This window comes from Streptomyces coeruleorubidus, from assembly GCF_028885415.1.
GTDB lineage: Bacteria > Actinomycetota > Actinomycetes > Streptomycetales > Streptomycetaceae > Streptomyces > Streptomyces coeruleorubidus_A.
Window position 1 is genome coordinate 1,237,034 of record NZ_CP118527.1, and the last position, 23,868, is coordinate 1,260,901.

Annotated in this window: 18 protein-coding genes; 6 read left to right on the forward strand and 12 right to left on the reverse strand. The window is 68.7% G+C overall.

Features of this window, described 5'->3' with window-relative positions:
* Positions 1-28: 28 nt before the first annotated feature.
* On the reverse strand, positions 29-1,459 hold the full coding sequence (locus PV963_RS05765; RefSeq protein WP_274814480.1) for an endo-1,4-beta-xylanase: 1,431 nt from the start codon (positions 1,457-1,459) through the stop codon (positions 29-31).
* 805 nt (positions 1,460-2,264) lie between these two features.
* Between PV963_RS05765 and PV963_RS05770 the strand changes: the two genes are divergently transcribed.
* Positions 2,265-3,734 (forward strand): non-reducing end alpha-L-arabinofuranosidase family hydrolase, encoded by a 1,470-nt coding sequence (locus PV963_RS05770; protein ID WP_274814482.1) that lies wholly within the window; start codon positions 2,265-2,267, stop codon positions 3,732-3,734.
* 450 nt (positions 3,735-4,184) lie between these two features.
* Here the strand turns inward: PV963_RS05770 and PV963_RS05775 are convergent, their stop codons facing one another.
* From PV963_RS05775 to PV963_RS05795, 5 genes are all read right to left on the reverse strand, one after another.
* Positions 4,185-5,126 (reverse strand): hypothetical protein, encoded by a 942-nt coding sequence (locus PV963_RS05775; RefSeq protein ID WP_274814483.1) that lies wholly within the window; start codon positions 5,124-5,126, stop codon positions 4,185-4,187.
* A 332-nt stretch (positions 5,127-5,458) separates the two neighbouring features.
* Positions 5,459-6,493: a LacI family DNA-binding transcriptional regulator gene (locus PV963_RS05780; protein WP_274814484.1), complete on the reverse strand. Its 1,035-nt coding sequence runs from the start codon at positions 6,491-6,493 to the stop codon at positions 5,459-5,461.
* 74 nt (positions 6,494-6,567) lie between these two features.
* Positions 6,568-6,870: a putative quinol monooxygenase gene (locus tag PV963_RS05785; RefSeq protein WP_274814486.1), complete on the reverse strand. Its 303-nt coding sequence runs from the start codon at positions 6,868-6,870 to the stop codon at positions 6,568-6,570.
* Between the two features lie 28 nt (positions 6,871-6,898).
* Positions 6,899-9,457, reverse strand: coding sequence for a GH32 C-terminal domain-containing protein (locus tag PV963_RS05790; protein WP_274814488.1), 2,559 nt, complete (start codon positions 9,455-9,457; stop codon positions 6,899-6,901).
* Positions 9,458-9,680: 223 nt separating this feature from the next.
* A complete protein-coding gene (locus PV963_RS05795) occupies positions 9,681-10,643 on the reverse strand; it encodes a carbohydrate kinase family protein (protein ID WP_274814489.1) in 963 nt (320 codons plus the stop codon).
* A 245-nt stretch (positions 10,644-10,888) separates the two neighbouring features.
* Here PV963_RS05795 and PV963_RS05800 point away from each other — a divergent pair, with 245 nt between their 5' ends.
* From PV963_RS05800 to PV963_RS05815, 4 genes are all read left to right on the forward strand, one after another.
* Positions 10,889-11,911, forward strand: a complete 1,023-nt coding sequence (locus PV963_RS05800; protein ID WP_274814491.1) for a sugar ABC transporter substrate-binding protein — start codon at positions 10,889-10,891, stop codon at positions 11,909-11,911.
* Positions 11,912-12,018: 107 nt separating this feature from the next.
* Positions 12,019-13,032 carry an ABC transporter permease gene (locus PV963_RS05805; protein WP_274814493.1) on the forward strand — a complete coding sequence of 338 codons (1,014 nt, stop codon included), beginning with the start codon at positions 12,019-12,021 and terminating at the stop codon, positions 13,030-13,032.
* Entirely contained in the window at positions 13,029-13,865 is an 837-nt protein-coding gene (locus PV963_RS05810; RefSeq protein WP_274814494.1) for an ATP-binding cassette domain-containing protein, read from the forward strand. Before PV963_RS05805 ends, PV963_RS05810 begins: the two co-directional genes overlap by 4 nt.
* 68 nt (positions 13,866-13,933) lie before the next feature.
* The gene (locus PV963_RS05815; protein ID WP_274814496.1) at positions 13,934-14,953 is read left to right on the forward strand and encodes a LacI family DNA-binding transcriptional regulator; all 1,020 of its coding nucleotides are present in this window, start codon (positions 13,934-13,936) and stop codon (positions 14,951-14,953) included.
* 48 nt (positions 14,954-15,001) lie between these two features.
* Here the strand turns inward: PV963_RS05815 and PV963_RS05820 are convergent, their stop codons facing one another.
* From PV963_RS05820 to PV963_RS05835, 4 genes are read right to left on the reverse strand one after another with little or no spacing between them, the layout of a single operon-like run.
* Positions 15,002-15,616: a GTP-binding protein gene (locus tag PV963_RS05820; RefSeq protein ID WP_274814497.1), complete on the reverse strand. Its 615-nt coding sequence runs from the start codon at positions 15,614-15,616 to the stop codon at positions 15,002-15,004.
* On the reverse strand, positions 15,564-16,007 hold the full coding sequence (locus PV963_RS05825) for a DUF742 domain-containing protein (RefSeq protein WP_274814498.1): 444 nt from the start codon (positions 16,005-16,007) through the stop codon (positions 15,564-15,566). The genes PV963_RS05820 and PV963_RS05825 overlap by 53 nt, the downstream gene beginning before the upstream one ends.
* A gap of 49 nt (positions 16,008-16,056) precedes the next feature.
* On the reverse strand, positions 16,057-16,533 hold the full coding sequence (locus PV963_RS05830) for a roadblock/LC7 domain-containing protein (protein WP_274814499.1): 477 nt from the start codon (positions 16,531-16,533) through the stop codon (positions 16,057-16,059).
* Positions 16,514-18,949 carry a sensor histidine kinase gene (locus PV963_RS05835; protein ID WP_274821952.1) on the reverse strand — a complete coding sequence of 812 codons (2,436 nt, stop codon included), beginning with the start codon at positions 18,947-18,949 and terminating at the stop codon, positions 16,514-16,516. The genes PV963_RS05830 and PV963_RS05835 overlap by 20 nt, the downstream gene beginning before the upstream one ends.
* 553 nt (positions 18,950-19,502) lie before the next feature.
* Between PV963_RS05835 and PV963_RS05840 the strand changes: the two genes are divergently transcribed.
* Positions 19,503-20,663, forward strand: a complete 1,161-nt coding sequence (locus PV963_RS05840) for a substrate-binding domain-containing protein (protein WP_274814500.1) — start codon at positions 19,503-19,505, stop codon at positions 20,661-20,663.
* Between the two features lie 663 nt (positions 20,664-21,326).
* Here the strand turns inward: PV963_RS05840 and PV963_RS05845 are convergent.
* Both PV963_RS05845 and PV963_RS05850 read right to left on the reverse strand, forming a co-directional pair.
* Complete coding sequence (locus PV963_RS05845; RefSeq protein ID WP_274814501.1) at positions 21,327-22,265, reverse strand: D-alanyl-D-alanine carboxypeptidase family protein; 939 nt, start codon at positions 22,263-22,265, stop codon at positions 21,327-21,329.
* Positions 22,266-22,644: 379 nt separating this feature from the next.
* Positions 22,645-23,775, reverse strand: coding sequence for an amidohydrolase family protein (locus PV963_RS05850; protein WP_274814502.1), 1,131 nt, complete (start codon positions 23,773-23,775; stop codon positions 22,645-22,647).
* Positions 23,776-23,868: the final 93 nt, after the last annotated feature.

The following is a 23,868-nucleotide window of genomic DNA, read 5'->3' on the forward strand; positions in this document are numbered from 1 at the left end:
CTCACCCTTTCGTCTGTGGCGGGTCCCATCAGGTGCGGGTCCAGCGTTGGTTGCTGCCGTTAGAGCAGGAGTAGAGCTGGATCAGGGTGCCGTTGGCGGTTCCGCCTGCGACGGCGTCGAGGCAGAGGCCGGACTGGACGCCGACGATGGATCCGTCGGAGTTGAGGCGCCATTTCTGGTTGTCGCCGCCCCAGCAGCTGTAGATCTGGACTTTGGTGCCGTTGCCGGTGCCGGCGGCGTCCAGGCACTTGTTGCCGTAGACCCTGAGCTCGCCGGCGGCGGTGTGCGTCCACTGCTGGTTGGTGCCGTTGTTGCAGTCCCACAGGTTGAGCTGGGTGCCGTCGGTGGTACTGGTGCCGGGCACGTCCAGGCAGCGGCCCGAACCGACGCCCTTGATCGGTCCGGAATCCGACGGGGGCGTGGAAGAGCCGCCGTTGAGTGCGTTGAGGACGGCGGTGTAGGCGGGCTTCTTGCTGCCGTCGCGGTTGAACAGCAGCGGCGTGTGCTCCGGTCGCCAGGAGTCGCTGTCGCGCACACCCCAGACGGTGATGCCGAGGCAGCGCGGGACGGCCAGGCAGTCGTTGGTCACGTTGGCGTAGGTCGTGGCCGGGGCGCCCTGGATGTCGAGTTCGGTGATGGCCACGTCGACGCCGAGTGCGGCGAAGTTCTGCAGGGTGGTGCGGAAGTTGCTGTGGTAGGGGCTGCCGCTGTTGAAGTGCGACTGGAAGCCGACGCAGTCGATCGGCACGCCGCGCTGCTTGAAGTCCCGGACCATGGCGTACATGGCCTGGGTTTTGGCCCAGGTCCAGTTCTCGACGTTGTAGTCGTTGTAGCAGAGCTTGGCGGCCGGGTCGGCGGCGCGCGCGGTGCGGAAGGCGACCTCGATCCAGTCGTTGCCGGTGCGTTGCAGGTTGGAATCGCGCCGGGCTCCCGAACTGCCGTCGGCGAAGGCCTCGTTCACGACGTCCCACTGGGCGATCTTGCCCTTGTAGTGGGCCATCACGCCGTTGATGTGGCCGATCATCGCCTGGCGCAGGCTGCTGCCGCTGAGGCTCTGCATCCAGCCGGGCTGCTGGGAGTGCCAGGCCAGGGTGTGGCCGCGCACCTGCTTGCCGTTCTGCACCGCCCAGTTGTAGACGCGGTCAGCGGCGGTGAAGCTGAACTGGCCCCGCTGCGGTTCGGTGGCGTCGATCTTCATCTCGTTCTCGGCCGTCACCGAGTTGAACTCACGGCCCGCGATCGACGTGTACGCCGAGTCGCCCAGCCTGCCCGAGGCGATGGCGGTGCCGAAGTAGCGGCCGCTCTGCGCCGCCGCGGCGCCGAGCGTGTTCTCGGCGGCGTGTGCGGTCGGCGGCGCGACCAGTGCGGTGACCGCACCGAGGACGCCGACGACCAGCGCCAACAGCAGGCCGCGGATCTTCCGGCGGACAACCGGTCTGGGAAGGGCATACGAGCCCATGACTGTGCCTCCAAGGTAGGAATCACGGAAGGACTGAAGCGCAGGGAATGCGTCGTCCGCTCCCACTCGGCAGACGGACGGGGCGGGCCTGAACCCGGGCAGCACGGAATTACCGGACACCGCCGTCATGAGACCGGGACGATCTCAACCGGCACGGACGGCACCCGGTCGTCCGTCGGGTGGCGTACGGCGTGCGGCGGCGGTGTTTCGACACAGGCATGGGGGCACTCCATCGCGGCTCAGCCGGGGGGGACCGCCACGCGGCGTCGCGTACCTCTCCAACTGCGCGAAGAGCCAGGATGCGCTGGTGCGAACCTCACCGGAACGTGACGGGGTGGCGCAGGTGCTTTGGTGCGCGGATCTGTCGTGCAGCTGTGCGTGGATCTGCCGTGCAGCACAGATTGCTCAGGACCGACGTGGTTCGACATCTCGAACTACGACCGGTTCTCAGACAGGGATGATTGAGGTTTTGACGATGGATCGTCAATACTCCCCGCAGAAGAAGTTTCGATTCTTTGCCCGAAACATTCGGGATCTCGGCGAGCCGGACGGCGACCCCGGCGCCGCCGTCGGCGGATGCCGTAGGGCCGGGGCGGAGCAGGGGCCGGGACGAGTGTGCGGACGCCGCTTGCTCGACTTCTCTCAAGTCAAGCCCAAACGGGAGGCGCTGTTTGTGGACAGATCGGCGACAGGCCTTGACCAGAGGGCCCCACATTCCTAGCTTGTGGCGTCAAAGCTTGCGGGAATTCTTCGAAATGTTTCGAGCTTGTCCCTCGCCCCCCGGCCCTCCAAAGGAGGCCCTCTGATGTGGTTTCGCCACCCGTCCCCGGTCCGTCCAAGACGCTTACTCGCCGTCCTCGCGCCCCTGCTGCTCGTGGCTGCCTTCCTCGGCGCCCAGCCCGCCGGCGCGGCGGCGACCGTAGACCCCAACGCCTCGTATGTGCTGGTCAACCGCAACAGCGGCAAGGCCCTGGACGTCTACAACATGGCGACCAACGACGGCGCCCGCATCACCCAGTGGACCAGGAACGATCAGAGCCAGCAGCAGTGGCAGTTCGTCGATGCCGGGGGCGGCTACTACCGCATCAAGTCCCGCCACTCGGGCAAGGTGCTGGACGTCCACAACTGGTCCACCGCGAACGGCGGCTCGATCGTCCAGTGGGCCGACCTGAACGGCACCAACCAGCAGTGGCGGCTGGCCGACAGCTCGGATGGCTACGTGAGGTTCATCTCGCGCCACAGCAACAAGGCTCTCGAAGTACAAGGCGCCTCCACCGCCGACAACGGGAACATCGTCCAGTACGACGACTGGGGCGGCACCAACCAGCAGTGGCAGCTCGTCAAGGTCGGCGGCGGCAACCCCGGCCCGTGCGATCTTCCGTCGACATACCGCTGGACATCGACGGGCGCGCTCGCGCAGCCCAAGCCGGGGTGGGTCTCGCTCAAGGACTTCACCGTCGTCCCCTACCAGGGCAGGCAACTCGTCTATGCGACGACGCACGACACTGGGACGAGGTGGGGTTCGATGAACTTCGGCCTGTTCACCAACTGGTCGGAGATGGCCTCGGCCAGCCAGAACGCGATGTCAACATCCACCGTCGCACCCACGCTCTTCTACTTCGCGCCGAAGAACATCTGGGTGCTGGCCTACCAGTGGGGTCGTACTGCCTTCTCCTACCGGACGTCGAGCGACCCCACCAACCCGAATGGCTGGTCATCCGAGCAGGTGCTCTTCTCCGGAAGCATCTCCGGCTCCGGGACCGGACCCATCGACCAGACGCTCATCGCCGACGACCAGAACATGTACCTGTTCTTCGCCGGTGACAACGGTAAGATCTACCGGGCCAGCATGCCGATCGGGAACTTCCCGGGCAGCTTCGGCTCGTCGTACACGACGATCATGAGCGATACGACGAACAACCTGTTCGAAGCCCCGCAGGTGTACAAGCTCCAGGGCCAGAACCGCTACCTCATGATCGTCGAGGCGATCGGCTCGCAGGGCCGCTACTTCCGCTCGTTCACGGCCACCAGTCTGAACGGCTCGTGGACACCCCAGGCCGCGACCGAGAGCAATCCCTTCGCCGGCAAGGCCAACAGCGGCGCCACCTGGACCAACGACATCAGCCATGGCGAACTGATCCGCACCAGCCCCGATCAGACCATGACCGTCGATCCCTGCAATCTGCAGTTGCTCTACCAGGGGCGCAGTCCCAACTCCGGCGGCGACTACGGCCTCCTGCCCTACCGTCCGGGTCTGCTGACACTGCGGCGCTGACGGCGTGACACGGGGTCCGGCTCCGGTAGGGAGCCGGCGTGGCGGGCTCGGCGGAAGGCCGAGCCCGCCCGGTCACGCGACCACGTCAGCGCTCATACGGCGATGGAGCACGGGGTCGGGCAACGCTCACCGGCCCGAGGGCCATCCCGTAACGCGGTGCCGCCGCCGGTGGCGCTTGCCAACGGCCCGGGCGCACCGGGTCGCCTGGTGCGCTGCGGCGGACGAGCCGGGCTTGCCCCGGGCAATGCAAACACCGCGAGGTTCAGGGTCGACGCCGACCGGGCCGGCCTGCACGCGCTGCGCATCCGCTGCTCCAACCCCGAACAGGCCGAGGCCACGCACTACAACCCGGACCCACTGATGGACGCTCCCTCGTTCTCGTCTCCGCGAGCACCCCTGGTGCCGTTGAAGCGCTCGGCCCGTCGAGTGACGCACTCGGGAGAGGGGCGGCTACGAGTTCGATGACACCAGCCGCGTACGAACGAGCGCTCGCAGCATCGCGGCGCCCGCCCCCACCGCTGCGAGGTGCAGGACTGCCGCGAGCGCGAGGTTTTCCGGCAGGGCCGCATCGGCCGGTTGCGCGACTGCCAGGTACAGGGTGAACGGAAGCTTCCAGCCGCTCCAGGCGAACAACGAGCCCGAGCCGAGCCAGCCGAGCACCATCGGGCCCCACCGAGGGACTCGTGCGGGCCGGCCTCGGACGGCAGCCCAGGTGGCGGCGGACGCCACGAACGCCCAAAGCCCGAAGACTCCGGAGAGCACATGCCAAGCGAGGTCCCGCTCGCCGCGGTGGGCGACACCTGCGGTGCCGCCCACCGCCCAGTACAGCCAGACGAGACCGACTGCGGCGCCGACCACGGCCATCCATGGCAGTGCCGTTGGCGAGCCCTCCCCACTGTCCCCGAGCCGGCCCGCGAACGCGTCCGGCCAGCGCCGCCGCAAGTACGTGGGCAGCGCGATGGCCAGACCCAGTCCCATGCCTACAAAGCCGATCTGAACCAGCGCGGCCTCCCAGACCGGCATCGACGGGCCGGCGTCACTCCGGCTCTTCGGATTGCCATCCGCCGAGCCCGGCAGCGAACTGAGAACGGCGTACGGCAACACCGGGACGAGGAATCCCGTCCCAACCCAAGCGCAGAGAGCCAACGGCGCTCCCGGTATACGCATCCCCCACGGACGCACCAGCGCGAGCGCCACCGCGATTCCGATCCCTGCCATACCGATCGTTGCGCTGTTGAGCACCACCCACTCCACCTTGCCGAACCCGGTCCCGACCGGCAGCAGCCCCAGGAGCGAACCGACCACCCACGACACCTTGATCAGCAAGTAGGGCGTCAGCGCCAGCGCTGCCCCATACGCCGCGACCCGCCCGATCCGATCCCACCGATCCACTTGAACTCCCAATTCAGGCAACGGAGTTCAAGCCTCATTCACCACTGCCCCCTCGGGCGTCAACCGCCGGGCGCATCCATGTCATCACTCAGGAGGAGTGAGAATCAGCCGACGGGAGCACGTAGAACTGCTGGAGCACAAGGAGCCGCCGATTCAAGCCCTCAGCCGCCAGATGCAGCGCTCAGTCGCATCCTTAGGGGACTCGACACCGCGAGGCGCCTGGTTCTCGATTCCACGGGTTCCTCCAATTTCACTGGGCACGGTCCTGGCAGACCGTGCCGGCGACCGGTGATGACGGCCGCCCCTATCGGTGGTGCTTCGCCGTCCCGGGGTCAGAGTCGGGGCGGCGAAGTCACCGATGCCCGTGCCACCAGCGGGCAGGGCAACTTCTCTTGGACAGCCGAACCAGTCCCCTGGCCCATTGCGTCCGTCAACGCGAGCAGTTGTGCGACAGCCCGCGCCCCCATCTCGTAGTGCGGCAGGGCCACGGTGGTCAGCCCGGGGAACATGCCCTCGCAGATGAGTTCCTGGTTGTCGAACCCGATGACCGACAGGTCGGCCGGGACCGACAGCCCCAGCTCGGCAGCGGCGTGGTACGCGCCCATCGCCATGCGGTCGGTGAAGCAGAACAGCGCGGTGGGTCGTTCCGCTCCCCGCAGCAGCCCGAGCGACGCCCGGTATCCGCCGGCGGCGTCACTGGTCTCGCTCACCACCAGCCGGGGGTCGTAAGGGACACCAGCCTCGGCGAGGGCCTGCCGGTATCCCGCGAGCCGTCCATGGGTGGCCGGGATGTCGTCGACGTTGTTGAGGAATCCGATACGGCGGTGGCCGTGGCGGAGCAGTTCGCGTACGGCGGTGCAGCCGCCCTGCACCTCGTCCGGCACCACCCAAGGTAGGGACGAGTCGTCCGAGCGGGCGTCCAGCAGCACCGTGGGGACCGAGCGCAGCTGCTCCGGCACTGACACGACCCGGTGGTACATGGACGCGTACAGCACCCCGTCGACCTGGTGCTGGAGCAGCAGTTCGATCTCCCTGCGCTCGAGCTCGGGGTCTCCGCCGGTGTTCAGCATGAGCAGCAGAAGGTCGTGCTTGGCGGCCTCCTCCTGCGCCCCGAGGATGATCCGGCCCGCGTGGGGGGTGGTGGCGATCCGGTCGCTGACGAAGCCGATGGTGTTCGACCGCTTCAGACGCAGCCCGCGTGCCAGGCCATTGGGCGCGTAGCCGAGCTCGCGGGCTGTGTCGAGAACGCGCTGCCGGGTCTCGGCGTTGATCCGCTTGCCCTCGACCTCGTTGAGGATGTGGGAAACGGTCGTGGCCGAGACACCGGCGGCTGCCGCCACGTCCTTGATCCCGATCCGCCTGCCCATGCCGCGCCCAATCGTTTTGGCAAGTGAGTGCGGGATGAGAGTGCGCCCCCGCAGGGATCCTTGTCAACGGCTCGTCACGGATTCCCGGCCAGAGGATCGAGGAACGTCAGCACGGAGGCGTCCTCCTCGATGAGCGGAGCGAGGGCGGTGTTGAAGGGGCCGCCGTACGGGGCGTTCAGATGCGCCTGGAAGGCGTCCTCGTCCCGGTACACCTCGAAGATCCAAAAGGCGCGGGGGTTCGCCGCCTTGGTGTAGACGTCGAAGGCCAGGTTGCCTTCCTCCTCGCGCACCTTCAGGGCGTACTCCCCGATCAGGCGGGCGACTTCGGCCTCCGCACCCTCGCGGGCGGTGAACTCGGCGAGCAGGGTCTTCTTCACGGTCTGGTGTCCTTGTCGGTAGCGGGGGTCACTTGTGGGCGGAGTCGAGGTGCCAGACGACGGCCTTGTCCAGCTTCACCGAGCCGTTCTCGGCGAAGACCTCGACGCCGGTGCTGGAGGGGTCGGGGAAGATCTGGTCGGTGATCACTGCCTCGCCATTGCCGCCGAAGACCTCGACGGACGACCAGTCGACCAGGATCCGCAGCTTCACCTTGCCGTTGTGGGCCTTGAGCGGGCCGGTCTGGACACCGGGGAAGGTGGCGTTGAAGTCCCCGGCGCCGGAGCGGCTGCGGTCGACGTACAGCTCCTGCGTGGTGGTGTCGTAGCCGACGACGGTCTCCTCGCCGTCGGCACCCGCGCGCACCTTCAAGCCGAACCGTTCGGCGTCCTCCAGGGAGAAGGTCGCCTCGATGTCGAGCGCCTTGCCCTCGGCCGCACGGCCGATCAGGGGCTTGGACGTGCTCTTGACGGTAACCCCGGTCGCGGATGCCGGGTCCTGCCGCAGGGACCTCACGCTGTCGACCGGCTTGCTGGTCAGCCGGATCCGGCCGTCGATGGTGCGCAGGGCCATCTCCCGGGGGATGCTCTGCGCACCGCGCCAGGGAGACGTGGGGATGGCGCCGCTGTAGTCCCAGTTGTTCATCCAGCCGATCATGTACCGCTTGCCGCCAGGTGCGTTCTCCCAGGAGACGGCCGCGTAGTAGTCCTTGCCGTAGTCGGCCCAGTCGGCGCGCTGCAGGCCGAACTTGGCGGGGGCGTCGGCGGCTGTGAACCGGTCGGCGAGGATGTGGCCCCAGCCGGCGGTGTTCATGTCGACGATCTGGATCTGCGCCTTCTTGCCGGTGTAGGGACGCATGTCGAAGGAGGCCCAGTCCAGGGTCTCGCTGTTGGAGCCGGTGGCGCTGCGGACGACCTTGCCGTCGACGAGCAGGTTGACGGACGTCTCCTGGGAGACGGGCTGGGCCGGGGTGTCGGACAGCATGATGTGGTCGACGTTGAGGTGGCCCCAGCCGCCGGTGTTGTCGTCGACGATCTTTATCTGCGCCTTCTTCCCGGCGAGGTCGCTGACGTCCCAGGAGGCCCAGTTGAGTGCCTCGCCGTCCTTTCCGGTGACGCTGCGCACGACCTGGCCGTCCACGAGGAGTTCGATGGCGGTGGGGTTGTCCGCGCCGGCGGGGTGGTTGCCGCCGCCGATGAGGAAGTTGATGTGCTTCTTGTCGATGGTGAACTCGGGCGAGGTGAGGGTGCCCGTGGTGGAGTCGCCGTTCAGGTAACTGTTGACCAGGCCGTCACCGAGGAATCCGGAGACTTCCTGCTGGTTGGGCAGGGTGCCGGTGGCGGGTGCGGTGCCGAAGGCGTCCCCCGTCGTCGTCCAGTCGCCGTAGGTGCCGCCCTCGAAGTCGGCGAGGACCGTGCCCGCGGGCGGGGGCCCCTGTTCCATGACGGTTCCGGGTACGTGCGGATGCCGGCCGCCGCCGACCTTGAAGTTCAGGTAGGAGCTGTCGACGGTGAATTCCGGTGAGGTGAGGGTGCCGGTGGAGCCGTCACCTGCGTGGAAGCTGTTGGCGAGGCCCTTGCCGTCGAAGCCCGTGACCGTTCCCTGCCCGGCCAGTGCCCCGGCCGCCGGTCCCTGGCCGAACGCGGTGCCGGTGGTCGTCCACGTACCGAAGCCGGTGCTCTCGAAGTCCTGCACGACCTGACCGGTGGGCGGGGTGTAGGTGCCATTGTCGTCTGCGGTGAACTTCTTGCCGTCGAAGTCGCCGATGAAGTACTGGGCGGCCGAACCGCCCGCGATTCCACCGGGGTTGATGTTGACGACGAGGACCCACTTGATGTTGTTCTCGTCGCCGTCGACCGCGAGGGGGAACAGGTCGGGGCACTCCCACACGCCGCCCGTCGCGCCCTCGGGCCCGAACTCGCTGAGCAGCTCCCAGTCCTTGAGGTTCTTCGACGAGTAGAACTGCACCTTGTGCTCGGCGGAGAGCGACACCGTCATCAGCCAGCTCTTGGTCGGCTCGTACCACTGGACCTTGGGATCGCGGAAGTCCTTCGAGCCGATGTCGATGACCGGATTGCCCTGGTACTTGGTCCAGGTGCGACCGCGGTCGGTGCTGTAGGCGAGCGACTGGGCCTGCTTGCCGCCGTTCTTGTAGGCGCTGGTGTAGACCGCCACCATGGGCGGGTTCTTCCTGGTGCCGAACCCGGTGGTGTTGTCCCAGTCGACCACCGCGCTGCCGGAGAACACCATCTCCTCGTCGTCGTGCGACAGGGCGAGCGGCAACTCCTCCCAGTGCACGAGATCCCGGCTCACCGCGTGCCCCCAGGACATGTCGCCCCACGAGTTGCCGTTCGGGTTGTACTGGTAGAAGAGGTGGTACTCGCCCTTGTAGTACACGAGGCCGTTGGGGTCGTTCATCCAGTTCTTCTGCGGAGTGAAGTGGAACTGGGGCCTGTAGGTCTCGGTGTACGGCGGGGTGTCGGCAGCGACGGCCTGCGGGGCGAGCGGGGCGGCGGACAAGGCGCAGACGGTCGCCACCGCCGCCATCAACCGCATGCGGGCAGGCCGGAATACACGTCCAGAGCTCATGATGTCTCCTGTGCCGTGGCCGTCCACTCGGCGGAGCCTGCGGCCCTGGCGATGGACCGGCCGGAAAGTGACGCCCTGGCGGGCGGCGTCGTCCACGCCGCCGACCAGGAGTGTCATCGTTGACCAGTGTCATCGATGACATCGAGAGCCTGATGATGAGCGCAACTCCGCCGTCACGTCAATGGCGCGGGGCGTGATTGCTCCGGCGCGTGCTGCCGGCGTGTCAGGCCTCGCCGGCCGTCGCGAGCTGTGCCAACTGGCTCTGCCACGGCGGATTGGGGCCGGCAACCGAGCAGGTCAGGGCCGCCACCTTCACGGCGAACAGGCAGGCTGCCTCGACATCGGCGAGACGCAGGTTCGTCAGCCTGCCGCCGAGGAGTCCGTGGGCGCCGAGGTGGTGCAGCAGTCCGGCGGTGAAGGAGTCCCCCGCACCGACCGTGTCGACGACCGGTGTCGCCACCGCGGGCATCTGCACCCGCTCCCCGTCGAGTGAGGCCACAGCGCCCTCGGCGCCGCGGGTGATCACGACGAGCCGCACCCCCGCCGCATGCCAGGTGTCGCACGCCTGCTCGGGGGGCGTCCCGGGCAGCAGGAGATCCAGGTCGTCCTCGCTCAGCCGCAGCACGTCCGCGAGGTCGCACCAGTGCGCCAGCCGGCCGCGGTAGACCTGGGGATCCACCAGGAGCGGCCGGACGTTGGGATCGATGCTGATGGTGGCCTGAGGCGAGGATGCCGCCAGGAATTCCTCCACCACCGCCGCGCCGGGCTCACGGACCAGCGCCAGTGACCCGGTGTGCACACAGGCGGCTTCGGAGAGCTCCACCCTCGCCAGTTCGCCGGGGGTCCACTGCCAGTCGGCCGTGTTCTGCGCATGGAACGAGAACGCCGCCTGCCCCGCGGCATCCAGTTCCGCCACGGCCAGCGTGCTGGGCTCGACGGCAGCGACGGCGTACGACAGGTCTACGCCGGACTCTTCCAGGTGGGCTCGGAACAGGCGCCCGAACACGTCGCCGGACAGGCGCGTAAGGAAGCGGGCCGGGGTGCCGAGGCGGGCCAGGGCCACCGCGGTATTCGCAGGTCCGCCGCCCGGCAGCACCCGCAGGGCGAGTTCGTTCGAGGCGCTGGCCGGTTCGGTGAAGGCGTCGGCGACACACTCTCCCAGAACGGTGATCTGACGCGGGCTCATGGGCTGCTCTCTCTCGAAAAGTGGGGCAAAGGCCGCGTCTCGACGCATCCGCTGATCCTGCGCGGGGACGCCGGGTACAGACGTTGCCGATTTGTGACGAGTGGAAGGCATTGACGTTGCCGGGATCCGGAGTCCATCATCCTCGCCATGCAGAGTCAACGATGACATAGGTCAACGATGACATCTCGGGCGGCATGCTCTGAATCCCGACCCCCGTGCCGCTCGCTATCCCACAGGAGTCGATCATGTCTCGCACCACTCGCCTGCCCTCCTCCCTCTTCAGAGCCGCCGCTGTCACGGGCATCGCGGCCCTGACCCTGACGGCCTGCGGGTCCGGCTCCGGTTCCGGATCGGGTTCGTCCAGTGCCGGTTCGGGTGAGGTCAAGGTCGGCCTGATCACCAAGACCGACACCAACCCGTTCTTCGTCAAGATGAAGGAGGGCGCGGAGAAGACCGCAAAGGCCGAGGGCGTCAAGCTCATGACCGCGGCCGGCAAGTTCGACGGCGACAACGCCGGGCAGGTCACCGCCATCGAGAACATGGTCGCCGCCGGAGTGAAGGGCATCCTGATCACCCCGAGCGACTCCAAGGCGATCGTGCCCGCGATCGAGAAGGCCAAGGCCAAGGGCGTTCTGGTCATCGCCCTGGACACCCCGACCGAACCGGAGAGCGCGGTCGACGCCCTCTTCGCCACCGACAACCTCAAGGCGGGCGAGCTGATCGGCGAGTACGCCAAGGCCGCCATGAAGGGCAAGACGGCGAAGATAGCCACCCTCGACCTCGCCCCGGGCGTCTCCGTCGGCATCCAGCGGCACAACGGCTTCCTGAAGGGCTTCGGCGCCACCGACAAGGACGTCGTGTGCGCCCAGGACACCAGTGGCGACCAGGCCAAGGGCCAGACCGCGATGGAGAACTGCCTGCAGAAGGCGCCCGACATCAACGTCGTCTACACCATCAACGAACCGGCCGCGCTGGGTGCGTACACCGCGCTGAAGGCCAAGGGCCGGGAGAAGGACGTGCTGATCGTCTCCGTCGACGGCGGCTGCACGGGCACCCGGGCCGTCAAGGACGGCAAGATCGCCGCGACCTCGCAGCAGTACCCGCTGAAGATGGCCGCCGAGGGCGTCAAGGCCGTCGTGACGTACGCCAAGGACGGCAAGAAGGCGTCGGGTTACACCGACACCGGCGTCACGCTGATCACCGACAAGGCGCAGGACGGGGTCACGTCGAAGGACACCGCCTACGGCCTGGAGAACTGCTGGGGCTGAGCCGCCCCGCGGGCCTCCCGTACCGCCCTTCCCCTCAGTCGGCGGGCCGGCTCCCACCTCCCCGACCGGGAGTCGGCCGCCCTCTCATTCTCCGTCAAGGACCTCGCATGACTGCCACGTCCACGCCACCGTCCACATCCTCGCCGTACGCAGAACTCAAAACGCCCTCCACGGTCCGCAGGCTGCTCACGCAACCGACCACCGGCCCGCTGGTCGCGCTCCTGCTGGCCTGTGTGTTCTTCTCCGTCTCGACCGACCAGTTCCTCACGGGCGGGAACTTTTCGCTGATCGTGCAGCAGGTCATGGTCGTCGGCACGCTGGCGATCGGCCAGACGCTGATCATCCTGACGGCGGGCATCGACCTGTCGTGCGGGGCCGTGATGGCGTTCGGCAGCATCGTGATCGCCAAGATGGCGGCCGAGGGCTCCCTGCCGCCGCTCGCCGCGATCGCCCTGGGCCTGGTCGTGTGCGGCGGTTTCGGTCTGCTCAACGGACTGCTGGTGCAGAAGATCCCGCTGCCGCCGTTCATCGTCACCCTCGGCATGCTCAACGTGGCGTTCGCTCTGACCCACATCTACTCCGAGGAGCAGACCGTCACCAGCCTGCCCGGACCGCTGACGGCCCTGGGGCAGACCTTCCCGCTCGGCAAGACCGACATCACCTACGGCTCGCTCGTCACCATCGCCCTGTTCCTCCTCCTCGCCTACGCGCTGAGCAGCACGGGCTGGGGCCGGCACGTCTACGCCCTGGGCAACAGCCAGGAAGCGGCTCGGCTGAACGGCATCCGCACCTCCAGGCTGACCATCGGCGTCTACACCACGGCAGGTGTGCTGTACGGCATCGCGGCCCTGCTGCTCATCTCCCGTACCGGAGTGGGCGATCCGCAGGCCGGACAGACCGACAACCTCGACAGCATCACCGCCGTGGTCCTCGGCGGCACCAGCCTCTTCGGCGGACGCGGCTCGGTCCTGGGCACCTTCATCGGCGTCCTCATCGTCGGCGTCTTCCGCAACGGCCTGCAACTGATGGGCGTCGCCTCCATCTACCAGACCCTGATCACCGGAGTCCTGGTGATCCTCGCGGTGACCGTCGACCAGATCTCCCGGAAGAAGGCACGATGACCGCCCTCTCCTCCCCCACCCCCGTCCTGCAGGCCCGCGGTCTGGTCAAGCGCTACGGCCACGTCACCGCCATCGACGGCGCCGACTTCGACCTACTGCCCGGCGAGGTCCTCGCCGTCATCGGCGACAACGGTGCCGGCAAGACCAGCCTGATCAAAGCCCTCACCGGTGCTGTGGTCCCGGACGAGGGCGAGATACGCCTCAATGGCAAGCCGATCCAGTTCTCCGGTCCGCAAAGTGCTCGCGCCCATGGCATCGAGACCGTCTACCAGGACCTCGCGGTGGCGGCCTCCATGGACATCGCCTCCAACATGTTCCTCGGCCGCGAACTGCGCCGCCCCGGCGTCCTCGGCAGTGTCTTCCGCATGCTGGACAAAAAGCGCATGCGCCAGGAGGCCGCCGAGCACATGGCCGACCTCAAGATCGGGCTGCGTTCCCTGACGCAGGCGGTCGAGACCCTTTCCGGCGGACAGCGCCAGGCGGTTGCCGTGGCCCGTTCCGTCGCCTGGGCCCGCAGTGTCGTCGTCATGGACGAACCCACCGCCGCCCTCGGCGTCAAGGAGTCCGGACAAGTACTCGACCTCATCCGCCGCGTCCGCGACAAGGGCATGCCGGTCGTCCTGATCAGCCACAACATGCCACACGTCTTCGAGATCGCCGACCGGATCCACGTCCACCGGCTGGGCCGGCGGGCGGCCCTGCTCAAGCCTTCCGACTACTCCATGGCGGAGGTCGTCGCCATCATGACCGGCGCGCTCAGCGTCGACGAAGCCGGAGATACGGTCGTAGCGGATTCCGCAGCCGCGAAGGCCGCCGGAGTCCAGGCCACCTGACCACCCACACTCACAGGTTTCCGGCCGAGGCCGCGGCCGGAACCTACGAGCACAGGAGACAGTCCCCCATGGCAGCGAACCGCCGCCCGACCCTTGCCGACGTCGCACGAGAAGTCGGTGTCAGCGCCAAGACCGTCTCCCGCGTCCTCAACGAGGACGGACCCGCCTCCGCGGAGACGAGGGAACAGGTCCTCGCCGCCGTGGCCAAACTCGGCTTCCAGCCGAACCTCATGGCACGCAACATCCGCGTCGGCGGGCCCGACACCACCATCGGACTGGTCATCCCCGACCTCGGCAACCCCTTCTTCGGAGCCGTGGCCCGAAGCATCGAGGACACCGTCCGCGAACGAGGACTGACCCTCCTCATGGGCTCCTCCGCGGACGACCCCGACCGCGAACGCGATCTGACCGACAAGTTCCTCGCCCGCCGCGTCAGCGTTCTGATGGTCGTGCCGTCCGTCGGCGCCGACCACTCCAACCTCAAGGCCCACCGCACCAGGGGCCTGCCCGTCGTCTTCCTCGACCGCCCGGGGGCGGGCTTGTCCACGGACAGCGTGGTCAGTTCCAACCGTACGGGCGCCCACGACGGCGTCGCCCACCTCATCGCCCACGGCCACCGGCGCATCGGCTTCGTCGGCGACCTGCCCACCAAGCTCTACACCCGCCGTGAACGCCTCGCCGGTTACCGAGAGGCCCTCCAGGAAGCCGACATCCCCTACGACCGCTCTCTGGTCGCCAACGCTCACGACCAGCAAGGAGCCTGCGCCGTCACCTCCCAGTTGCTCGACTCGGCGGATCCGCCCACCGCTCTGTTCGCCGGCAACAACATCGTCGCCCTGGGCGTCGTCACCGAACTCGCCCGCAGCAAGAGGGACGACGTCGCCGTCGTCGCTTTCGACGACGTGGAACTCGCTGAGGCCCTCGAACCGGCCCTGACGGTCGTCGCCCAGGACCCCGAGGAGATCGGCAGGACAGCTGCCACCACGGCACTGGCACGCCTCGACGGCGACCGCTCCCGCGCACGCACCATCAGCGTCCCCACCCGGCTCATCGTCCGAGGCTCAGGGGAGCGCCCGGCTCCGGCGTAGCGTCTTCCGGTGGGGAGTCCTGCGGGGGTGCGGAACACGCGTTCACGTTCAGGGGGCCACGGCAGCTTCGGCCCGGGCCAGGGCGACTTCCAGTACGACCAGCAGCGCATCGCGGACCGAGCCCGTCTTCCGTGCGTCGAAGACGATCAGCGGAACGTGCTCGGCGATGTCCAGTGCCCACCGCACCTCGTCGAGGTCGTGCTCGACCTCCCCGTCGAAGGCGTTGACGGCGACCGCGAAGGGGACGTCCTTGTGCTCGAAGTAGTCCACCGCCGCGTAGCAGTCGTCCAGCCGGCGGGTGTCCACGATCACCAGACCGCCGAGGGCGCCCTCCACCAGGTCGTCCCACATGAAGCCGAACCGGTCCTGGCCCGGGGTACCGAACAGGTACAGCTTGAGCGTCGGGTCGATGGTGATGCAGCCGAAGTCCATGGCGACCGTGGTGGTGGTCTTGCCCGGAGTGTGCGTGAGATCGTCCACTCCCGCCGCGACCTCGGTGATCGCGGCCTCCGTGGTGAGCGGCCGTATCTCGGAGATCGAGCCCACGGTCGTGGTCTTGCCGACACCGAAGCCGCCGGCGATGACCAGTTTGACCGGCGTCGGCGGCTGTTCAACTGGTGTCACGGAGTGTCCCCCGTGAGTCGGGGACGGCACGAAGACCATCGATAACCCTTCGCAGTACGGAGAGATCCTGGGCGGTCCCGGCGTTCGGCCGGTGGACCGCCAGATGCCCTGCGGCACGCAGGTCCTCGGCCAGCACACGGACCACGTTGAGGTGCAGTCGCAGCCCGGCGGCCAGTTCCGCCACCGACTGCGGCCGCCGGCAGGCCGCGATGATGTCGTGATGTTCGAAGGTGAGCGAGTGCAGGACGGAGAGCCCGGCCGAGGTCGACACGAGCTGGGTCTCGACCGGGATGGGCAACGCCGCGCCGCCCCCCGACACCCGGCCTGCGGTCAGCAGGAACGGCCGGATCGCGGGGGCGCGGCCGGCGGCCGGATCCGGCGAGCCCCCGGCGTGCCCCGCCGCGTCGTGTGGTGGTCCGCCGACGGCCATCACGGTCCCTTTCCGAAGTGCCTGTACCCGTGCCCCGGTCGGGGGACGGTCAGCCGGCCGGGGCCGCGCCGACACTGTTCTTCAGCTCCAGCACCAGCTGGGGGGTGAGCGCGGCCCCGGCCCGGTTGGCGAAGAGAGTCATCTCGTAGGCGATGTTGCCCAGCTTCGCCTCCTTGGAGGTCACCACTCCCAGGACGGCGCCGCAGCCGATGGCCGACACCAGCACATGGCCGCCTTCCAGATCGATGATGACCTTGTTGAGGCCGCCGAGCCCATAGTTGCCGGAGGCGCCCGCGGCGAGACTCGTCAGGCCGGACACGATCGCGGCGAGCCGCTCGGAGTCGGCGTGCTCACGCAGCTGGGAGACGGCGATCAGCAGGCCGTCGGACGACACGGCGATGGCGTCGACCACACCGGCGGTCTCCGTGGCGAATCGGTCGAGCAGCCAGGTGAAATCGGCCGCGGCGGCTCGCAGATCGGTGGGTTCCGGCCGCTCGGAACTGCTGTCAGCTGTCGACGTGGTCACTGCCGGACTCCTTCTGGGATTGCTGGTGGTGCGATGGTGCTGGTTTCGTCCGGGCGTGAGCACTGTCCTGCTCTGCCCTGCGTACGGCTGCCTCGAACTCGTCGAGCTCCGAGCGGACGGCCTCGGCGTCGGCGGGCTGCCGCACCGTCGGCGCCTCCCGGTCCGCCCGCGAAGAGGTCATGGCGAGTGTCGCGCCCCGTACCCGCCGCCGCAGCGGCCGTGAGTCCTGTGCGGCACGCTGTTCGGCCGAGGCGGCCGCCCGCTCCCCGCCGGCGTCCTCGACGGTCCGTTCCGCGGTGGTCGGTCCCGCGCCGGTGCGCGCCGGGATGCGCCGGGGAAGCGCGTCGTGCGACGAGGGGGTCACCGACCGCTCGGTGACACCGGTGGCGGAGACCGGTACGCGCGACGGCGCGGGCGCGGCGGTCTCCTGCCCGGACCTCACCGGGAACGCCGCCACGGCTCCGATCGGGCCCGTCTCCACGGGCTGCTCGGCGTCCTCGGGGTCCTCGTGACTCATGGTCAGCAGGAGCGAGGCGGGGATCCAGACGGTTGCGGTGACCCCGCCGCCCGGCGTACGGCTCAGCGACACGCGCACTCCCCACCGCCGGGCGAGACTGCCGACCGCGAAGAGGCCGAGCACCCTGGTCGGCACGAGGTCGAGCCGTTCCCGGCGCACGAGCCGGGCGTTCTCCTCGGCGAGGCGCTCCGCGCTCATGCCGAGGCCGTGGTCGATGACCTCGATCAGCGCCCCGCCGTCCTCGGTGACGTCGGTCCCGGGGCGGACGGCCACCTCGACAGGCGTGTGGGAGGGCGAGAACGCGACCGCGTTCTCCAGCAGTTCGGCGAGCATCAGCGTCAGGTCACCGACGATGTCGGGCGCGACGGTGACCTCCGTCTCGGGCCGCAGCGACACCCGCTGGTAGCCCTCGATCTGGCCGAGCGACGCCCTGATGACGTTTGCCAGGGGGGTCGGCCGGGCCTCGACGCCGGTCTCCCGGATTCCGGCGAGCAGCATCAGGCTGTCGGCGTTGCGCTGGAGGCGTACGGCAATGTGGTCGATGCTGTACAGCCGTTCGAGCAGTTCGGGGTCGGTCTCCTCGCGTTCGACGGCGTCGATCAGCATGAGCTGACGGGTCGTCAGGTTGCTTACCCGTCGGCCGACGTTGCCGAACATCTCGGCGACGTTGCGCCGGCTGAGCACCTGCCGCTCCAGCAGCTGGGCGGCGGTGACCTGAACCTGGTTGAACGCCTCGGCCAGTTCGCCGATCTCGTCACGGACCGGGACCGGGATCGACCTCGGTCGCAGGGGGGTGCTGTCGGCGGACTCGTCGTCGGAGACCCGGGCGAGTTCCTCGCCCGCCACGTCGACCACCTCCTGGGCCGAGCGGGTCAGGGCCTCCAGGGGGCGCACGACCGAACGCCGGATCAGGACGCAGAAGGTCAGCCAGGCGGCGAAGCCGACCAGGGTCAGACCAAGCAGGTAGACGGCGTTCCGCAGGGCATCCGCGGAGACGGCGTCGGCCCGGGCGGCGGTCTGCTCGATCAGCGACCTGGTGATGCCGAGTCGGGCTTCGGACTGCCGGGTCCCGTCGGCGATCGCCTTGCGGAGCTGCGTCGGCGTCTGGCCCTGCAGGGCCCCGGGATCGATCTGGAGTTCCGCGAACCGGGCTTCGACACCGTGCTGTTCGGCGCGGCGCCGGATGCCGTCCATGCGCAGGACCTGCGCCGGTGTGGCGATGCGCTCGAACCGGTCCAACTGGTGGTCGTAGAGCTTGCGAGCACCGACCGCCCGGCTGTACTCGGTGAGGGCGTTGGCGTCCCTGGTCTGGGCGGAGAACACGGCGCTCTCGAAGGCCGCGTGGGACGCGTCGGCGCGCAGCACCGTGTCCAGGAGTGTCACGACCGAGGACGAGGTGCCGGAGTATCGCCCCAGGCCGATGCCGCCGATCAGGTACTCGACCGCGGAGGCGTACGCGGGGTCGATGTTGGCGGCGGGGACATAGCCACGTTCGAGCTTCTCGCGCAGGACACCGAGGCCGCGGATGTAGTCGAGCGCCTGCGCCTCCTCGGGCGGCAGGCCGGAGGCGAACGCCGCACGTACGGCGGCGGCTTGCGCGTCGGTGCTCCGCTGTGCCCGACGGTAGTCGGTGGTCGGCGGCAGCGGGACTCCGGGGCGGGCCGAGTCGTACTGCACGGAGAGCAGGAGCGCCTGCCGGTGTTCGGCCTGTATGTCGTTGATGAGCTGCGCGACCTGTTCACTGTCGCGCACCAGGTCCGCGATCCGGCCCGCGTCCCGGGCATGCCGCACCTGGCCGTAGGCGCCGACGCCGAGCAGTACGCCGACGACCGCGATGGGCGCGATCACCAGGACGTTGAGCTTGCGCCGGAAGGGCCACCGGTCGAGAACGGTCGCCATCTTGCGGCGAAACCGCGGAGTCCGGCGGGCATGCCTGGGCGGGTCCGGTGCGTGCGGCGGGTTCCCTGTGGTGGCGGACACCCGGGCCTCCTTCGACGTGTTGCTGAGCGGTGACGGGGACGTCGTGTTCACGGACCGCCGACCGGCCGGCACCGGACGTGACACTTTCGCGGCCTTCATCGCTGATAGGAACGAAGAGATCGCGCCAGGTGTCTGGAACCAGCTGGGCGAGAGTATCGCCTTTACCATGACATGACAAAGTTTGGGTCATAAAGAATCAATGACGGAATGTTTGCGAAGTATCTCCCGAGTGCAACGCTTCGCCCGATGAGGCGCTCGTCGTACTGCGCACCGCTGATCGATCCACCGTGCGCAGTACGGACGTTGACGCGGACCGACCAGTCGAACGCGCCCCTCGGCTCGGGCACGCGCGGCTTCCTCCAGTCGCCGGCCTGATCCTCACGACAGCGGCCACGCGCGGGAACCGTCGCCGACCCCAACGCCCCGCCTCCCCACCCAGCCCTGCCCTCTCTCGCACCGTGTTGGAGACCCCGTGCACCCCACCCGCAAGGCGGCCGTGACGGCCACCGCTCTCCTGGCCTCGGCCACCATCACCCTCGCCACCGGCTGCGAGAGCGGTTCCACCACCGGCGGATCCGTCTCCGCCTCCGCCAGCGGTTCGTCCAGACCCGGCTGCCCCACCGCCCTCGCCGAGGCCAGGCGGGCCGTCAAGACGGCCGAGGACGTCAACGCCCCCTGGTCCGGGCCGACCAGCGGGCCCCGGGCCGTCCCCGACAAGACCATCGTCTACATCGCCCAGACCCTGACCAATCCCGGCGTGGCGGGCGTCGCCAAAGGCGTCCAGGAAGCCGCCGGCGTCATCGGCTGGCGCGTCCGCACCCTCAACGGCCAGGGCACGCCCGCCGGAATCAAGGCCGCCTTCGCCGAGGCCCTGGCCCTCAAACCCGACGGCATCGTCATCGGCGGCTTCGATCCCACCTCCACCGCCGCACAGGTCGAGCAGGCGAACGCGGACGGCATCCCGCTGATCGGCTGGCACGCCGTCGCGGCTCCCGGACCCAGCGAGAACCCGAAGCTGTTCAGCAACATCACCACCAGGGTCGAGGAGGTCGCGAAGATCAGCGCCGATTGGATCATCGCCCGGTCCGACGGTCGCGCGGGCGTCGTCCTGTTCACCGACGCCTCGATCCCCTTCGCCAAGCGCAAGTCGGATCTGATCAAGAAGGAACTCGCCACCTGCTCCGGCGTCGAGCTGCTGAGCTACGAGAACGTCCCCATCCCGCAGGCGGGCAGCCTCACCACCAAGAGGGTCTCCACCCTGGCCTCCCGCTTCGGCGACAGGTGGACCCATTCCGCCGCCATCAACGACCTGTACTTCGACCACGCGGGCCCCGCCCTGCGTGCCGCGGGCAGGCAGGGCGACGGCGCACCGTTCAACATCGGGGCCGGTGACGGCGACCCCTCGGCCTTCCAGCGCATCAACAGCAAGGAGTTCCAGGCCGCCACCGTGCCCGAACCGCTGTCCGAACAGGGCTGGCAGATCATCGACGAGTTCAACCGTTCCTTCGCCGGCAAGTCGGCCAGCGGATACGTCGCCCCCGTCCACGTCACCACCGCCGCCACCAGCGGCGGCGCACTGTCCTGGGACTCCGAGGGCTACCGCGAGGCCTACCGCAGGATCTGGGAGAAGTAGACACGTAGCACACCGGCGACCGGCTGGACCCGTTCACCAGTGGGGCCGGCCGCGGTGGCACTGGGCATCCACCTGACCGACGTACGATCCTGCGGCAGGGCACCAAGTCCCGCTCGCAGTACGACCTGGGCACCCAGAAGCTGAGCAACGACCGCAACGACCTGGGCATGGACCCCGGAAGCTCGTGCACGGCCTCAACTACGACCGGCCCGGCACCGGCACCGGCACCGGCACCGAGCCCCTTGTGGGCAATGCCCGCGGCACGTACGCCTGCCCAGCCAACCGCTGACATCCGCTTCCGGGTCGAAGGCGGCGGCTCCACCATGACGGAGAGGGGGTGCGAGGTCACCGTACCGACCACCACCATGGGTTCGGTGACTGGTGCGCTGCCTACCCTCAACGAGCCTCTCGCGGCCACCGCCCTGATCGTGGGCATCGGCAGCGCCGTCCCACCCGCGGTCTGCCTCTGGCCGGCAACGCACCGCCCACGCTGAGGACGAGTACCAGCACGTCGTGGTACGGGCCATCTGGAGGGCGCCGGCGTGGTGGCGGCGGGGGCAGGTCCTGAACCTGGGGACTGGGTTGTGAGCCCAGCGAGCTACCGAGGGTGCTCCTGCCCGCGCCGGTATCACCAGCGTTCGTTCGAGTGCGCGTCAGCCCAGGTCAGTCCCTCTGTGCGCCCGTCGGCAGGGTGCGCAGCCGCATGGTGCTCGCCGAGCTGGTGCCGAAGGCGTAGTCCAGCAACTTGGCGGCGTCTGTGTAGCGGTACTGGTCGTTGAGGAGCACGCCGATGACCGTCTTCTCGTTGCGGGTCGCGGCGAAGACGAGGCAGGGGCCGGACGGCGTGTTGGTGCCCGTCTTCACCCCGATCGCGCCGCTGTACGAGCCCAGCAGCTGGTTGGTGTTGTACCAGGTGTACGTGCGGGTGCCGCCGGTGCTCGTCGTCGCGTACTGCACGGTCTTCGGCTTCTTCACGATGCCCGCGAACGTCGAGTACTTCATCGCGCTGCGCGCGAGCTTGGCGAGGTCGCGCGGCGTCGTGTAGTTCGTGTTCTGCGTCGAGTTGCCGTCGAACGAGTCGAAGTGCGTGTTGGTCAGGCCGAGGGTGCCCGCCTTGGCGTTCATCTTGCTGATGAACGACTTGGTCCGCGCCGAGATGGTCGTACCGGTGCCGAAGGTGTCCGCGAGGGCCATCGCGGCATCGCAGCCGGACGGCAACAGCATCGCATGGAGCAACTGGCGGATGGAGACCTTGTCGCCGGTCTTGAGATCCGCGGTGCTCGCGCCCTTGGCCGTGACGTAGTCCCGGTAAGCCTGCTTGATGGTGACCTTCCGGTCGAGGTTCAGGTCGGGGGTGCTCAGCACGACGCGAGCCGTCATGATCTTGGTGGTGCTCGCCATGGGCCGCTTGGTGTCGGCGTACTTGCTGTAGAGCGTGGAGCCCGTCGCGCTGTTGAGCATGAACGCGCCCTTGGCGCTGACCGAGGGCGCGGTCGCCGCCTGCGCGGGCGCGGTCAGGGCGCCGCCCGCGAGCAGCGCGCCGGTGGCGCCGGCGACAGCTGCGGCTCTGCGGATACGTACGCCCTTGATGCCGGTTATCACTATGAACGCTCCGAGTGTGCCAAATGTCAGATGGCATGTGCGAAATGAAGCGGGGGGAGGCGCTAAGGAGACCCGCGGGGGACATCGAGGGTTGTACGGCGGGCGGAAGTAATTCCGGGCGACCTGCGAGCGGCCGCTGCGGCGGAGGCCACCCGGACCTGACAGGTCCGAACCCTGTAGACCGGGGCAAGTACAGATCAAAGATCCATTTGATTACGTAGAGGACCGGTCTGCTCCTGTCCGTCGGTATCCGAGGCATCCGGCACCGCATCGCCCGCAGGGGCATCGAAGCATCCGGTGCCGGTGCTCGCGGGGCTGGGCCGACGGCACATGTATGCGCCGTCGGCCCAGCCACACTCCTCGCCTGCTGCTGTCTTGATCAGAGGTTCAGCAGGTGTGTCGCGTTGCGGTGTGCGATGCGTTCGAGGTCGGCGCGGGACAGCGGCGCGGTGCGGAGGAACTCGACTGCCTCGGCGGTTGATTCGTAGGGGTAGTCGACGGCGAACAGCAGTCGGTCGGTGCCGATGGCGTGGACGGCTCCTAGGAGGGCCGCGTGGGAGAAGACGCCGCTGGTGGTCGCGTAGAGGTTGTGTCGCAGGTAGTGGGAGGGCAGGTGTCGTGGCCTGCTCTTGGGGTCGGCCTGGTGGTAGCGGCTGTCGAGCCGGGCCAGCTGGAAAGGCAGCAGCTCTCCCATGTGCCCCAGCGTCACCGAGGCCCCGGGGAACTCGTCGAACACTCCACCGTAGATCAGGCGAAGTGCGTGGGCGCCGACCTGCGCTGTCCATCCCCAGGACGGCCCGCTCAGCACGGGATGCCCCTGGAACACCCGCCACTGATCGGCGGGGAAGAGCGCGGGATGGAGGTAGAGCGTCACGCCGAGCCGTTCGAGCTCGGCCCACACCGGCCGGAACTGCGGCTCGTCCAGATAGTGACCCTGAACGTGGTCGTTGTGCAGGACCCCCTTGAGGCCCAGTTGCTCCACCGCCCGGCGCAGCTCCACCACCGCGGCCTTCGGGTCCTGCAACGGCAGGGCGGCGAAGCCGGCGAACCGTGTCGGGTGGGCGGCGACCACTTCGGCCAGGCGGTCGTTGACCCGGCGGGCCGTGGCCACGGCCTCGGAGGGGTCCTCGATGGCCTCCACGCCGGGTGAGGTGAGCGACAGGACCTGCATGTCCACGCCATGCTCATCCATGTCCGCCAGCCGCAACTCCGTGAGGTCGGCGAGCCGGCGCCCCCACTCTTCCCCCCAGCCGGGAGGCATACGGGCCTCGCCCGGCCACGGGATCAGCTCCGGAACGGAGAACGCCTCTTCGACTGCGATCACCTTCATGCCGCGCCCCGGGCGGCCGGCGGCGGTCCCGGCCGACGTGGAGGTGGCGGCCTGGGCGGCGGCGGGCGAGGCCGCGAGGGCTGCCGTGCCGGCGGTGGCACCGGCTGCGGCGGCCAGCAGACGCCGCCGCGAGGTGGCCGTGACGCGGGGGGATTCAGACGATCCTGTCGTCATCGTCATGCCTTTCCATCGGTTCACGGGAATCAGGAGCATTGGGTCGCGAGGCAGGGACCCCGCGTCCATTAGGTAACCTAATCGTAGGCTACCTAATGA

What these genes read in the sequence shown, in the direction of transcription:
- PV963_RS05765 (WP_274814480.1), bottom strand. Translation starts at nt 1,459, where the DNA reads ATGGGCTCGTATGCCCTTCCCAGACCGGTTGTCCGCCGGAAGATCCGC.
- PV963_RS05770 (WP_274814482.1), top strand. Translation starts at nt 2,265, where the DNA reads ATGTGGTTTCGCCACCCGTCCCCGGTCCGTCCAAGACGCTTACTCGCC.
- PV963_RS05780 (WP_274814484.1), bottom strand. Translation starts at nt 6,493, where the DNA reads ATGGGCAGGCGGATCGGGATCAAGGACGTGGCGGCAGCCGCCGGTGTC.
- PV963_RS05790 (WP_274814488.1), bottom strand. Translation starts at nt 9,457, where the DNA reads ATGAGCTCTGGACGTGTATTCCGGCCTGCCCGCATGCGGTTGATGGCG.
- PV963_RS05795 (WP_274814489.1), bottom strand. Translation starts at nt 10,643, where the DNA reads ATGAGCCCGCGTCAGATCACCGTTCTGGGAGAGTGTGTCGCCGACGCC.
- PV963_RS05800 (WP_274814491.1), top strand. Translation starts at nt 10,889, where the DNA reads ATGTCTCGCACCACTCGCCTGCCCTCCTCCCTCTTCAGAGCCGCCGCT.
- PV963_RS05805 (WP_274814493.1), top strand. Translation starts at nt 12,019, where the DNA reads ATGACTGCCACGTCCACGCCACCGTCCACATCCTCGCCGTACGCAGAA.
- PV963_RS05810 (WP_274814494.1), top strand. Translation starts at nt 13,029, where the DNA reads ATGACCGCCCTCTCCTCCCCCACCCCCGTCCTGCAGGCCCGCGGTCTG.
- PV963_RS05815 (WP_274814496.1), top strand. Translation starts at nt 13,934, where the DNA reads ATGGCAGCGAACCGCCGCCCGACCCTTGCCGACGTCGCACGAGAAGTC.
- PV963_RS05820 (WP_274814497.1), bottom strand. Translation starts at nt 15,616, where the DNA reads ATGGTCTTCGTGCCGTCCCCGACTCACGGGGGACACTCCGTGACACCA.
- PV963_RS05825 (WP_274814498.1), bottom strand. Translation starts at nt 16,007, where the DNA reads ATGGCCGTCGGCGGACCACCACACGACGCGGCGGGGCACGCCGGGGGC.
- PV963_RS05835 (WP_274821952.1), bottom strand. Translation starts at nt 18,949, where the DNA reads ATGGCGACCGTTCTCGACCGGTGGCCCTTCCGGCGCAAGCTCAACGTC.
- PV963_RS05850 (WP_274814502.1), bottom strand. Translation starts at nt 23,775, where the DNA reads ATGACGATGACGACAGGATCGTCTGAATCCCCCCGCGTCACGGCCACC.